The organism is Stenotrophomonas sp. Steno-C17 (genome assembly GCF_056393165.1).
On the sequence record NZ_JBWJPD010000001.1, the window covers coordinates 378,627 to 391,440 of the forward strand.

General features: G+C 67.4%; 10 protein-coding genes. 2 read left to right on the top strand and 8 right to left on the bottom strand.

Features of this window, described 5'->3' with window-relative positions; genetic code table 11:
* The first annotated feature begins 35 nt into the window (after nt 1-35).
* Nucleotides 36-2,828, top strand: coding sequence for a TonB-dependent receptor (locus AC06FA_RS01685; RefSeq protein WP_478066856.1), 2,793 nt, complete (start codon nt 36-38; stop codon nt 2,826-2,828).
* 626 nt (nt 2,829-3,454) lie between these two features.
* Here the strand turns inward: AC06FA_RS01685 and fhuE are convergent.
* The 7 genes from fhuE to AC06FA_RS01720 all read right to left on the bottom strand — a co-directional run bounded on the left by fhuE (nt 3,455) and on the right by AC06FA_RS01720 (nt 10,422).
* The gene (gene fhuE, locus AC06FA_RS01690; protein ID WP_478066839.1) at nt 3,455-5,620 is read right to left on the bottom strand and encodes a ferric-rhodotorulic acid/ferric-coprogen receptor FhuE; all 2,166 of its coding nucleotides are present in this window, start codon (nt 5,618-5,620) and stop codon (nt 3,455-3,457) included.
* A 247-nt stretch (nt 5,621-5,867) separates the two neighbouring features.
* Nucleotides 5,868-6,341 carry a hypothetical protein gene (locus AC06FA_RS01695; RefSeq protein ID WP_478066840.1) on the bottom strand — a complete coding sequence of 158 codons (474 nt, stop codon included), beginning with the start codon at nt 6,339-6,341 and terminating at the stop codon, nt 5,868-5,870.
* Between the two features lie 105 nt (nt 6,342-6,446).
* Nucleotides 6,447-6,998: a M23 family metallopeptidase gene (locus AC06FA_RS01700; RefSeq protein ID WP_478066841.1), complete on the bottom strand. Its 552-nt coding sequence runs from the start codon at nt 6,996-6,998 to the stop codon at nt 6,447-6,449.
* 133 nt (nt 6,999-7,131) lie between these two features.
* Nucleotides 7,132-7,869 (bottom strand): endonuclease/exonuclease/phosphatase family protein, encoded by a 738-nt coding sequence (locus tag AC06FA_RS01705; protein WP_199911379.1) that lies wholly within the window; start codon nt 7,867-7,869, stop codon nt 7,132-7,134.
* Nucleotides 7,870-7,921: 52 nt separating this feature from the next.
* Nucleotides 7,922-8,758 (bottom strand): thiol:disulfide interchange protein DsbA/DsbL, encoded by an 837-nt coding sequence (locus AC06FA_RS01710; protein WP_478066842.1) that lies wholly within the window; start codon nt 8,756-8,758, stop codon nt 7,922-7,924.
* Nucleotides 8,759-8,864: 106 nt separating this feature from the next.
* Nucleotides 8,865-9,515 carry a thiol:disulfide interchange protein DsbA/DsbL gene (locus AC06FA_RS01715; RefSeq protein WP_478066843.1) on the bottom strand — a complete coding sequence of 217 codons (651 nt, stop codon included), beginning with the start codon at nt 9,513-9,515 and terminating at the stop codon, nt 8,865-8,867.
* 106 nt (nt 9,516-9,621) lie between these two features.
* On the bottom strand, nt 9,622-10,422 hold the full coding sequence (locus tag AC06FA_RS01720) for a c-type cytochrome (RefSeq protein ID WP_478066844.1): 801 nt from the start codon (nt 10,420-10,422) through the stop codon (nt 9,622-9,624).
* Between the two features lie 158 nt (nt 10,423-10,580).
* Here AC06FA_RS01720 and yihA point away from each other — a divergent pair, with 158 nt between their 5' ends.
* Nucleotides 10,581-11,183, top strand: a complete 603-nt coding sequence (gene yihA / locus AC06FA_RS01725) for a ribosome biogenesis GTP-binding protein YihA/YsxC (protein ID WP_478066845.1) — start codon at nt 10,581-10,583, stop codon at nt 11,181-11,183.
* A 97-nt stretch (nt 11,184-11,280) separates the two neighbouring features.
* On the opposite strand, the gene AC06FA_RS01730 is transcribed toward yihA, so the two are convergent.
* Nucleotides 11,281-12,255, bottom strand: a complete 975-nt coding sequence (locus AC06FA_RS01730; protein ID WP_478066846.1) for an MBL fold metallo-hydrolase — start codon at nt 12,253-12,255, stop codon at nt 11,281-11,283.
* Nucleotides 12,256-12,814: the final 559 nt, after the last annotated feature.

Genomic DNA, 12,814 nt, shown 5'->3' on the forward strand with positions numbered 1-12,814 from the left:
TTGCCGTCGCCCTGTGCGTGACGGCTCTGGCACCGATGAGTGCCGCGGCACAATCCACCACCGATCTGGACCGCGTTGAAGTAACCGGCACGCGCATCAAGCGCGCCGAAGTGGAGGGCCAGGTGCCGATCCAGACCCTGACCCGCAGCGAGATCGAACGCACCGGCCTGAACTCCATCGGCGAGGTGCTGCAGCAGCTGACCGGTTCCGGTTCGGCACTGAACGCCAAGTTCAATTCCTCCGGCAACTTCGGCTTCCCACCCGACGGCAGCGGTGTGGGCGCCGGTTCGGCGCAGGTCGATCTGCGCCACCTGGGCGCCAAGCGCGTGCTGGTGCTGGTCGATGGCATCCGCTGGGTCAACGAATCGTCGGCCTCGGGTGTGGGCGCGGCCACCGACCTGAACACCATTCCGCTGGCGATTGTTGAGCGCATCGAAGTGCTGGAAGACGGCGCCTCGTCGCTGTATGGCTCCGATGCGATTGCCGGCGTGGTCAACATCATCACCCGCCGCGATTTCGATGGTGGCCAGGTCACCTTGAACTACGGCGAATACAGCAAGGGCGATGGCACCCAGAAGGGCGTGGACCTGGCCTGGGGGACGCGCGGTGACCGCTACAGCCTGTTCGTGGGCGGCAGCTGGACCAAGCAGGACGCGGTGTATGCGCGCGACCGCGAGCAGTCGCGCTTCCCGGTGCCGGGCACGGGTCTGGCGCTGGGCAGTTCGGCCACGCCCGATGGCCGCTTCATCTTCACCGACCCCAACACCGGCACCACCCACGACCTGACCCCGAACGCCGGCGCGCGGCCCACCTACAACGGCGGCGACGGCTGCGACCGCACCGATGGCTACCACTGCTTCGGCACGGCTGACCGTTTCAACTTCGCCGAATACAACATGGTGCTGACGCCGTCGGAGCGCAAAGGCATCTTTGGTCAGTTCCGCTTCGACTTCAGCGACAACGTGCAGTGGTACGTGAAGGCACTGGGCAACCGCCGCGAATCGACCAACCAGGCCGCGCCGGAGCCGCTGTTCTTCGGCCCCGAAGCCGGCACCGGCAATCCGCTGGCCGACAACATCGTCATTTCCGCGCTGAACCCCTACAACCCGTTCGGCTTCACCCTGGATTCGTCGGACAACCTGATCATGATCGGTCGGCGCCCGCTGGAAGGCGGCGCGCGCGTGTTCGAACAGAAGGTGGACACGCAGTACGTGGCTACCGGCCTGGAAGGCAATTTCCAGGCCGCCGACCGCCAGTGGTACTGGGACGTAAACGGCATGTACAGCAAGAACAAGGCCACCCAGACCAATTACGGCAGCTACAACATCTACAACATCAACCTGGCGCTGGGTGATCCGGCCATCTGCGCGGCCACGCCGGGCTGCGTGCCGCTGGATATCTTCGGTGGCGCCGGCTCGATCACCCCGGCCATGCTGCAGTGGATCCAGCCGGTGGTGCGCGACCGCAGCCAGAACGAGCTGACCCTGTTCACCGCCAACCTGTCCAGCGAACTGTTCAACCTGCCGGCCGGTGCGGTGTCCTTCGCCACCGGTCTGGAACACCGCAAGTACGAAGGCTGGTACCAGCCGGATCCGCTGACGGTGATCGGCCATTACAACGGCGTGCCGTCGCAGCCGACGTCTGGTTCGTACGATGTGAATGAGGCGTACCTGGAATTGAACGTGCCGCTGTTCGCCGCACCGTCCTATGGCGGCAAGCTGGACCTGAGCGTGGCGGGGCGCTACTCGGACTACTCCACCTTCGGCGGCGAGTTCACGCCCAAGTACGGCCTGCGCTGGCAGGTGACCAACGACTTCGTGCTGCGCACCACCTATGCCGAGGGCTTCCGCGCACCGTCCATCGGTGAGCTGTATGGTTCGGCCGCGCGTGCCGACCTGCAGATCTTCGACCCGTGCTCGATTGGTCTGGGCGGCACCGCGCCGCGCGGCAGTGCCGCCAACTGCGCTGCGCTGGGCGTGCCGACCGGCTTCCAGCAGGCCAATTCGCAGATCTCGGTGACCACCGGCGGCAACCGCGAGCTGGACCCGGAACGTTCGCGCAGCTTCAGCGCCGGCTTCGTGTGGAGCCCGTGGTTCGGCAACAACACCACCTGGTCCGAGCGTTTCGACGTGGACGTGACCTTCTACCGGCACACCATCGACGGCGCGATCCAGGCCATCAACGCGCAGACCCAGCTGGACCTGTGCGTGGATACGCTGGACCCGCTGTACTGCAATGGCATCACCCGCGCCAGCACCGGCGGCATCAACGGCTTCAACAACCGCCTGACCAACCTGGGCTCGATCAAGACCGATGGCTGGGACGTGGACCTGCACTGGACGCTGCCGCAGAGCGCGGCCGGCCAGTTCAAGATCGGCTGGCAGAACACCTTCGTGGGCCGTTACGAGGCTACCGGTGCAGCCGGGCAGAAGCAGCCGCAGGGGCCGGGCATCGAAGTGGCCGACAGTTCCATTCCCGAATGGACCAGCAATCTGTCGCTGGGCTGGACGCTGGGCAACTGGAGCGCGAACTGGACGATGCGCCACATTTCCGAACTGACCGAAGACTGCGGCGACGCGGTGGCGTTCGCGGTGTGCAGCGACCAGGTGGCTGGCACCAACAAGCTGGCGGCGACCACCTTCCATGATGCGCAGGTGGGCTACCGGATTGAATGGATGAAGGGGCTGCAGTTGACTGCGGGTCTGAACAACGTGTTCGACAAGGATCCGCCGATCTGCCTGTCGTGCTCGTTGAACGGCTACGACGCCTCGACGTATGACATTCCGCGGGGTCGCTACTGGTACATGCGCGCGGACCTGCGGTTCTGATGGGAGGGCGCCGCGCCGGGATCATCCCGGCGTGGTGCTTGTGGCGCCTGGACGAGCGGGTGGGGTGCTTGCTGTGCTTTGGCCGAACCGGCGGGGGCTTGCTGTGCTTTGGCCGATCGGGCGGGGTGCGTGCTGTGCTTTGGCCGAACCGGCGGGGTGCGTGCTGTGCTTTGGCCGATGGACCGGGGGGCTTGCTGTGCTTTGGCCGATGGGGCGGGGGGCTTGCTGTGCTTTGGCCGATCGGGCGGGGTGCTTGCTGTGCTTTGGCCGAACCGGCGGGGTGCTTGCTGTGCTTTGGTAGAGTCGAGCTTGCTCGACTGCTTTTCGCGGTTCAGTCGAGCAAGCTCGACTCTACAAGAGCGAGGCAGTCGAGCAAGCTCGACTCTACAAGAGCAGGGCAGTCGAGCAAGCTCGACTCTACAAGAGCAGAGCAGTCGAGCAAGCTCGACTCTACAAGAGCAGGGCAGTCGAGCAAGCTCGACTCTACAAGAGCGAGGCAGTCGAGCAAGCTCGACTCTACAAGAGCAGGGCAGTCGAGCAAGCTCGACTCTACAAGAGCAGGGCGGTCGAGCATGGCTCGACGCTGCACGATGGCGGCGCCGGGGTGAGCCGGCGCCGCGTGTGCATCAGAACGACCAGGTGAAGGTGATCGAGCCGTTGCGGCCGTCGCCGTACGCACCGTAGCCGTTGATCTGCGAGAAGTACTTCTTGTCCAGCAGATTGTTCAGGTTGGCCTGAACGCTCCATTCCGGCGACAGGCGGTAACGCACGAAGGCGCTGACCAGGGCGTAGCCGCTCTGTTCGATGCGGCCGTAAGCCGGCACCGCGTAGTAGATGCGGTTCTGCCAGTTGGCACCACCACCGACGGTCAGCTCCTGCAGCGACTGCGGGGTGTAGCTGGTGAACAGCTTCAGCGCGGTCTGCGGCAGGTTGGTGTTGATGTCGGCGTCGTTGATGTCCTTGGCCACGTAGCGCGAAGCACCGAAGGTGGCATTCCAGCCCGGGGCCAGTTCGCCGTTCAGTTCGAACTCGAAGCCACGGCTGACGGTGCCGCGTGCGGCCACGTAGGCCGTTTCGCCGCCGGTGCCGCCGATGACCGGCTCGCCGGTGGACTGGCCGACGTTGTCCTGCTCGATGCGGAACACCGCCACCGAGGCATTCAGTCGGTTGTCGAACCAGGCACCCTTCACGCCCACTTCGTAGCTCTTGCCGTCCACCGGGTCCAGGTAGCTGCCGTTGCGGTCCTTCAGCATCTGCGGCTGGAAGATCTCGGTGTACGAGGCATAGGTGGAGTAGGTGTCGTTGATGTCGAACACCAGGCCCGCATACGGGGTGGTGACCTTGTGCGAACGGTCGGCGCCTTCGCCCTCGCTCTTCCAGTCGGTGTAGCGTGCGCCCACGATCAGCTTCAGCGGATCAGCCAGCGACAGGCGTGCCGCAGCATAGGCCGCCTTCTGGGTGATGGTGCCTTCGCTGGCCAGGGCCAGCGGGTTCCAGTTCGGTTCGCTGATGTTGCCGTTCCAGTTCAGGTAGCTGGAGAAGGGATCCCAGGCGAGGCCGGCGCCGCCGATCTGGTAGTCGCCGTAGTTGGCGTACTCGCGCTTGTTGTAGCTCAGGCCACCCATCACTTCGTGTTTCAGGCCAAACAGCTCGAACGCGCCACTGAAGTAGCCGTCCACCGCATTGACCTTGCGTTCGGTGTTGTAGAAGCCGGCCGACGGCGAAATGCCGGCACCGGTGTTCTTGTCGAAGAACGAAGCGCCGGTGACCCAGTCGTTGTAGGCCGGGTAGAACAGCTTGTCGTCGGCCTTGGTTTCGTCGTGGGTCGCGCCGATGCGGACTTTCCAGTCATCGTTGAAGGCGTGTTCCAACGTGGCGAACGCGCGCTTGCTGGTGGTGTCCCAGTAGGTCCAGTTCGGGCTGGCGTTGAACGATTCGTCGTAGCCGGTGCTGGTGCCATCGGAGAACAGCATCGGGAAACCACCCCAGGTGGCGCCATTGGCGCGCTTCTGCTGGTAGTCGTAGCCCACGCTCAGCTGGGTGTCCGGGGTCAGGTCGGCGTCGATGACGGCGTAGCCCAGCGTCTTGTGCTGGTTGTAGCGGTCCATCTGCGCGTCGGTGTCCAGGTAGCTGCCGATCACGCGGGCGCGCACCGAACCGCTCTTGTTCAGCGGGGTGGTCACGTCCACGGTGCTGCGGGTGCGGCCCCAGCTGCCCACGTTCACCGACACGCTGCCGGTCAGTTCGGCGCTGTCGGCGTGCTTGCGCACCAGGTTCACCGACGCCGACGGGTTGCCGGCACCGGTCAGCAGGCCGGTGGCGCCGCGCACCACTTCCACGCGGTCGTACAGGGCCAGGTCCAGGCCGGAATCGCCGTAGCTCCAGTTCTGCACCATCTGCGTGGGCAGGCCGTCGAACTGGTAGCTGTCGATGTAGAAGCCACGCGAATAGAACTCGGTGCGCTCGGTGTCGGACTGGGTGCTGCTGATGCCGGTGGTGTTGGCCAGCACGTCGATGATGTCATCCAGGTTCTGATCTTCGATGCGCTGGTGGCTGATGATGCTGACCGACTGCGGAATCTCGCGCGGTGCCAGATCGAAGCGGGTACCGGCCGAGGTGCGGCGCACGGAATAGCCTTCGGCGCGCTCGCCCTTCACCACGATCTTGTCCAGGGTGGTGGGGTCGGCAGCGGCGGTCTGGGCGAAGGCGGCCGGGGTGGCGGCCAGGCACAGGGCGGAAAGCACCGCCGCGGACAGGCGATGCGGCAGCAGAGCAGGGGTTGAACGGATCATGGGGGTTCCTGGACGGGCACGTGCGTGCGTCCGACCGGCTTCCCGGATGGTCTGGCGCCGCGGCTGGTGGGGTTCTCACGCCGCTGGCCCGGTCCTGCGGGCAGGGCGGGGGCTGGGCATTGTGATGGTGGACGACCGTCCTGGCCGCCCGGAAAACGCAAATATCGTAATGGGAATTGTTTCTATTTACAAATGGCCCGGTCGTGGCCTTGGCGGGTCGGCAAACGGCAGTCGAGCAAGCTCGACGCTACAAAGGCGGGTCGCGTTCGGCCTGGATCTTCATGTGCGGCCGCTGCCCCTCGATGCCATCGGCATACTCGACGGTGACCCTGACGTCTTCATCGATCATGGGGGCGCCGTACACCCGCACCTTGCCGGTCAGGTACACCGGCGTGCTGCGCCAACGGGCTGCGTGCAGGGCGGTGGGATCCAGGCAGGCCAGCGCGCGGCGGATGTTGGCCGAGGCGTATTCAGTCGATGTGTTCGGGATCAGCCAGCGACAGAACTGCTGGCCCGCTTCGGTGCCATGATCTACGCACCACTTGCTCCATTCAGCCCAGTCGGTGACCAGTTCGATCGACTGTGCGGTTTCCACCTGCGCGCTGTTGGCGAAGGCTGCCAGCTGCCTGCACCACGGGTCGCGGTGAGCCCGCAGGGTGCTGCAGCCGGTCACCAGGGTGAAGATCGCGATCAACAGCGGTGCGGCGCGCAACAGGCCCATCGGTGCTCTCCCTGGCAGTGTGGCGATGATGCGGCTCGCGAGGGGGTACGGGCAACCGCAGTCGAGCAAGCTCGACTCTACAACGGCGGTGCGGGGCGCTGGCGATCAACGCAGCAGCGGCAGCGGGTCGCGCGCGCCGCCGGCGCCATAGATGCCCCAGTGCAGATGCGGCGGGGTGCCCTGGGCGTTGCCGCTGTCACCCACGTGGCCCAGCAGGTCGCCGGCCTGCACGATCTGGCCCCGTGCCAGGCCCTCGGCCCAGCTGTCCAGGTGCGCGTAGTAGTAGCGCTCGCGGGCCGGGCCGATCACCCACACCTGGCGCCCGCCCAGGCCACTTTCACGTACGTCGGCGATTACCCCGGCGGTGACGCTGCGCACCGGCGTGCCGCGCTTGGCGAAGATGTCGATGCCGGCGTGGGTGCGGTCGCGCCCGCGCGGGGCGCCGAAGGTATCGGCAATCTGCCGGGGGCGAACGCCGTCCACGGGTACCGGCAACTGCTGCGCCGGCGGCATGCGCGCCAGTGACCACAGCAGCTTGGGTGCGGCCGCCCACGGGCTGTTCCACAGGGCCAGCGCGGCGATGAGGGCGATCAGCAGCAAGCTGCCGCGCAGCAGCCAGCGGCGCAGGCGTAGTGCAGGGGAAGGCGGAGTGGTCATGCCACCGAGTGTAGAGTCGAGCTTGCTCGACTGCGCTTCGCGGGGCCAATTATTTCGCCAGTCGAGCAAGCTCGACTCTACCGGGGGCGTGCCAAGTGTGTGCCAACCAAGGTTGGCACCTACCGAAAGCCGGTCAGCGCAGGGCGTCGGCCGGCACGTCGATCGCCATGGCCAGGGCCAGGTGATCGGAAAACGCGGCGGGCACGGCTTCCACGCTGCGGGTCTGCAGGTTGCTGCTGACCAGGATGTGGTCGATCGCCCTGTCCGGGCGCCAGCTGGGGAAGGTGGGCACCGCGCAGCCGGGCGGTTGCAGCTGGGTCTTCTGGTACAGCACCTGCATTTCCGGGCGTTCGGCCAGGCAGTTGAAGTCGCCCATCAGCACCGCGTTGGGATGATCGGACAGCAGCTCGGCAATGAAGCCCAGCTGCGACATGCGCGAGCCGGCACCCAGCGACAGGTGGGCCACCGCCACGGCCAAGCCGTCGGCGCCATCGCCGAACTTGGCCAGCAGCACGCCGCGCCCGCCGATGCGGCCGGGCAGGGCGTGGTCCTGTACTTCCACCGGTTCCAGCTTGCTCAGCAGGCCGTTGGCGCTGGACGCCACACCGCCCATGCGCCGGTTCGGCTGGTGGCTCCAGTAATTGAAGCCGGCGCGCTGGGCCAGGTAGTGGGTCTGGTTGGTGAAGCCCGAGCGCAGGCTGCCCGGGTCGGCCTCCTGCAGGCCGACGATGTCATGGTTGCGGGCCAGGGTGGCGATCGCATCCAGGCTGCTGCGCTTGCGCCCCGCCGGCAGCGCATGTGACCAGCTGCGGGTCACATAGTCGCTGTAGCGGCGGGTGCTTGAGCCGGCCTGGATATTGGCCGTCAGCAAGCGCAGGGTCCGTGTGTGGGGGGAAGTCACGGCCGGGGAAACGTCTCTGGAATCAGTGAGCCTGGGCGGCCGCGCGTTCGCGGGCGATCAGGTGGTCGGCAATACGCAGCATGTCCGGGAAGCCCTTGCCCTTCACCAGGTACTTGCCGTTGACGATGATCGACGGGGTGCCGGAGATCTGGCTGCGCTGGGCGAACTGCTTGGCCGAATTGGTCTTGGCGTTCACCGCGAAGCTGCCCATGGTGGCGGCGAACTGCTTCGGGTCCACGCCGTAGGTGCCGTAGAACTTGGCGATGTCTTCCACCGAGTCGGCACCGCGCTCGCCCTTCAGGGTCTTCTGCACGTGGATGGCCTGGTACAGCGCTTCGTGCGACTTCTCCTGCACACCCAGGGTCTGCGCGGCGTAGAAGGCGCGGGCGTAGTTATCCCAGGTGCCGCCGAACATGGCCGGCACGTAGACGAAGTTCACGTCGCTGGGCAGGCCGGCCTTCCACGGGCCGACCAGCGGCTGGAAGGCGGCACAGGCCGGGCAGACGTAGCCGAAGATTTCCACCACTTCCACCTTGCCGGCAGCCGGCTGGAACGGCTGGCCGTTCGGAATCAGCTGGTAGTCGGCGCCTTCCACCGGGGCGGGGCCGGTCAAGGCGGTGGTGGTCGGGGCCGGCGCGGCCGCCGGGGCGGCGTCGGCCGGGGCGGTGCTGCCCTCTGCGGCGGGCGCGGCGCTTTCGCTGCCTGCGGCCGGCTCGGCGGCCGGTGCCGGGGTCTCGGTGGCGGCCGGGGCGGCCGGTTCAGCCGGTGCGGTGGTGTTGGCGGTGCCGTCGTCGGCCTTGCAGGCCGCCAGGATCGGCAGCAGCGCTGCGAGTGCGAGGGCGGCGTAACGGGTCTTCATGGAAACGTCTCCAGCATCTGGAATGGTGGGGCCGACGGCGAACGCCGGCCAGGGGGAAATGATGACACGCGGCGGCGGATGCGCCGTGTGCAGGGTCGGGATTGGTTCAGCGGCCGCGGCTGGCGCGGGCCTGGGCGATCAGCGCCGAGGCAATGCGCAGCTGGTCTTCGAAGCTGTTGCCGCGCACCAGATACTGGCCATTGATGATGATGGCCGGGGTGCCCGGCACCTGGGTGCGCTTGGCGAAGGCGCGGGCGGCGGAGACCTTCTGCTGCACCGCTTCACCGCGCAGGGCCTGCTTGTAGCGGTCCGGGGCCACGCCGTAGGCCTTGTAGAAGGTGGCCAGTTCATCGGCCGACACGTTCTGCATGGGCAGCGAGCCGTCTTCGTGCAGGGCCTTGAACACCGCCGCATGGCTGCGCTTGGCAACGCCTACTTCATCGGCGGCGTAATAGGCCAGGGCCCAGGCATCCCACGCACCACCGAAGGCGGCCGGGACCGGGGTGAAGCGCACGTCGGCCGGCAGCTTGGCGGCCCAGGCGGCCAGTTGCGGTTCGAAGTGGGCACAGTGCGGGCAGGGGTAGCCGAACACTTCCACCACTTCGATCTTGCCGGCCAGCGGCTGGAACGGGCCCGGCTGGGCGATGCGCTCGTAATCTTTGCCTTCCACCAGCGGCGCATTGGCGGGAGTGGCGGCGCAGGCCGCCAGCGGCAGCAGCACCAGCAGGGACAGCAACAGGCGGGACATCAACCTCATCGACGTGCATCTCCATTGAAAATAACAACGCCGGCGCAGCCGCCGGCGTGAAGGAAACATACCGCAGTGGCGGGCCGCCGTGGCGAACCGCGCCGACCAATGGCCGTCAGGGGGCGGCAGCCGGTGGCATGGTGGTGGTCTGCGCGGCCACGTCGTCGGCGCGGTTGTGCAGGCCCTGCAGGTAGCTGGACAGGGCCTGGACTTCCTGTTCGGTCAGCTTCTGGGCAATGGCGGCCATGATCTGGAAGTGCGCCTTGTCGCTTTCATGGGTCTGCCCGGCCTGGTATTCCTGCAGCCGCCGCGCAACGTAGCTGGCGTGCTGGCCGCCGATATGCGGGTAGGCCGGGCCCGGGTTGCCGGCGCCGCTGGGGCCATGGCAGGCCATGCAGGCCGGCAGGCCGCGCTGGGCATCGCCGCCGCGGTACAGCTGCTGGCCGATCTCGTAGAACTTCATGCCCTTGTAGGGACCCTCGGCCACCGGCGTGTCGTCGGCAATGCCGGCGGTGGCTTTCTGGGTCGCGAAGAATGCGCCGATGTCGCGCATGTCCTGCGGGCTGAGGTTCTGCACGAACGGCACCATCGCCACGGCGGCGCCGGAACTGCGCTGGCCATTGGCGATCAGCGCCATCTGCTGGGCCACGTAGCGTTCGCTCTGGCCGGCGATGGAGGGGTACATCTCGACCGTGGAATTGCCATCGGCGCCGTGGCAGGCCGCGCAGGCGGCCGCCTTGTCCTGGCCTTCCTTGGCGTTGCCCCAGGTGGTCTTGCTGAAATCCACCTCGAGCGAGGCGGTCTGGATCGGGCCATTGTCGGGCAGCGGGACCAGGGTGGTCTGCGCGAAGGCAGCGGCGGCAACCACCACGGCCATGGCAAGGGCGGATACGGCAAGAACGCGAGCGTGGCGCATGCTGAAGCTCCGTTTGGACCGGGCCGGGCGGCAGCGACCGGCATCGCCCGGATTATCAACGCCGTTTCCGCGCACGGTCAACGAAGCAGCGCAGCATTTTCCGGACCCATGGCGCCCCGGGGCGGGCGCGCGGCGCCGCAACATGCGATCCTAGGCACATGTCATTGCTCATCGAACGCGCCCGCTACCACCTCTCGGCCCACAACGCGCGGCAGCTGCCGCCCGATGAAGGGGCCGAAGTGGCCTTCGCCGGCCGCTCCAACGCTGGCAAGTCCAGTGCCCTCAACGCGCTGACCCGGCAGAACGCGCTGGCCCGCGTGTCCAAGACGCCGGGCCGCACCCAGCAGCTGGTGTTCTTCCAGGTCACCCCGGAAGCCAGCCTGGTCGATCTGCCCGGTTACGGTTACGCCAAGGTGCCGCTGGAACTGCAGGCGCACTGGCAGGCCTTCATCGACAAGTACTTCCGCACCCGCGAAGCACTGCGCGGCCTGGTGGTGGTGATGGATATCCGCCACCCGCTGAAGGACTACGACCGGCAGATGCTGGCCTATGCCGTGCAGCGTGGCCTGCCCGCGCACGCGCTGCTGACCAAGGCCGACAAGCTCAGCCGCAGCCAGCAGATGCAGACCCTGCAGAAGGTGCGCAAGGAACTGCATTCGGCCTATGGCGATACGGTGAGCGTGCAGGTGTTTTCCGGCGAAGACCGCACCGGCGTGGAAGAAGCGCGCGGCGTGATCGGCGGTTGGCTGGGGCTGGAATAAGCGGCTGTCGTTGCGTTCGCCGGGCATGGCCCGGCGCTACCCGTGGGCGGCACCTGCTGAAGGGTACCGGTTGCGCCGGGCCATGCCCGGCGGCACCTCATTTCAGCGGCGAATACTCCGCCGGCACCCAGGCGTAGGCCTGGCCTTCGCTGCGCACGTGGCCCAGGCCGGGGAACGGCAGGTGCGCACCGGCCACCCACCAGCCCTTGGCGGTGGCCTGCTGCAGCACGCTGCGCCGGCTGGCCGTCGCTGCCGGGCGATCGGCATCGGCTTCGAAGGCGGCCTCCGGGTGCGCGAACTGCACCGCGTGGAAGTGCAGCACATCGCCCCACACCAGCAAGGATTGGCCCTGGCTGTCGAACCGGTAGGAGACATGGCCGGGGGTATGGCCGTGGGTGTCCATCGCCACCGCGCCGCCGGGCAGCGCGTCGCCGGGCTGGAAGGTGCGCAGGCGTCCGGCGGCCTGGTACGGCGCCACCGCGTTGCGGGCCAGCGGGAAGGCGAAGCGCACGCCTTCGGGCGCGCTGGCCGCGCTGGCCGGGTCCAGCCAGTAATCGGCATCGGCCTGGGTCAGCCACACCGTGGCATTGGGATAGGCCGGGTGGCCTTGGGCATCGAGCACGCCGCACATGTGGTCGGGGTGGGCGTGGGTCAGCAGGATGTCATCGACCTGGGCCGGATCAATGCCGGCGGCGCGCAGGTTGGCCAGCACCTGGCCCAGGCCGGGGCCAAAGCACTGCGCGGTGCCGGTATCGACCAGGGTGAGGTGGTTGCCCTGGCGCACCAGGTAGGCGTTCACCGCGGTCTGCAGGCCCTTGCTGTCTTCGGGCACGTAGCGCCCTTCCAGCAGGCGGCTGACCAGGGTGGGCGGCACGTCCACCACTTCCTGCCGCCCCAGCGCCACCACGCCGTCGAACAGGGCGGTGACCTGCAGGTTGCCGATGCGCTGGTGGTAGACGCCGGGCACCTGCTGGGTGCGGGCGGGGGAGGTGGCTTCGGCCAGCGCGGCGGTGGGCAGGCCGCTGATGGCCAGCAGCAGGGCGCCGTGCAGCGGCAGGTGACGCAGGGTCATGGGATGTCCTGGATGAGGCGGAGGATTCCGTCGCTGTGCAGCGTGCCGCGCGGGCGGCGCGCGATGCGCTCAAAGCAGTGCGCGCAATGCTCAGGGTGGGTGTTTGTTTGCAGGGCTTGCAGCCCTGCACCTGCCGTAGAGTCGAGCCATGATCGACTGAAGCAAAAGCGTGCATTCCGTGGGATGGCGGGGTGGGTCCGGTTGCGGGGGACGGCGCAAGTACGTCCATGTAGCCTCGGTCGCGCCATCCATGGCGCTCACGCCCCCGCAACCGGACCCACCCCGCCTTCGACAGAGTTCCGCGCGCTGCTGGAACGGCACGGGGTCGGATCCCGTTGCTGCGCAACGGGCTCTGACCCCAATCTGGAATTCGATATCTGACAGATGTGTCGACCAAGGTCGACACCTACCAACAGCCGCGCGCAACAACAGTCGCAGTTGCCACCAGCCGCAGGAATCTGTCAGAGGTGGGGCGGTGTGGGTGGGCAGGACCGCAGGCGCCATCCATGGCGCTCACGCCTCCGCAACCGGACCCACGCCGCCTTCGACAGATTTCCGC

Excerpts from the sequence above, each read along its gene's own strand:
- fhuE (WP_478066839.1), bottom strand. The coding sequence starts at position 5,620 with ATGATCCGTTCAACCCCTGCTCTGCTGCCGCATCGCCTGTCCGCGGCG.
- AC06FA_RS01700 (WP_478066841.1), bottom strand. The coding sequence starts at position 6,998 with ATGACCACTCCGCCTTCCCCTGCACTACGCCTGCGCCGCTGGCTGCTG.
- AC06FA_RS01730 (WP_478066846.1), bottom strand. The coding sequence starts at position 12,255 with ATGACCCTGCGTCACCTGCCGCTGCACGGCGCCCTGCTGCTGGCCATC.
- AC06FA_RS01685 (WP_478066856.1), top strand. The coding sequence starts at position 36 with ATGAGTGCCGCGGCACAATCCACCACCGATCTGGACCGCGTTGAAGTA.
- AC06FA_RS01710 (WP_478066842.1), bottom strand. The coding sequence starts at position 8,758 with ATGAAGACCCGTTACGCCGCCCTCGCACTCGCAGCGCTGCTGCCGATC.
- AC06FA_RS01715 (WP_478066843.1), bottom strand. The coding sequence starts at position 9,515 with ATGAGGTTGATGTCCCGCCTGTTGCTGTCCCTGCTGGTGCTGCTGCCG.
- AC06FA_RS01695 (WP_478066840.1), bottom strand. The coding sequence starts at position 6,341 with ATGGGCCTGTTGCGCGCCGCACCGCTGTTGATCGCGATCTTCACCCTG.
- yihA (WP_478066845.1), top strand. The coding sequence starts at position 10,581 with ATGTCATTGCTCATCGAACGCGCCCGCTACCACCTCTCGGCCCACAAC.
- AC06FA_RS01720 (WP_478066844.1), bottom strand. The coding sequence starts at position 10,422 with ATGCGCCACGCTCGCGTTCTTGCCGTATCCGCCCTTGCCATGGCCGTG.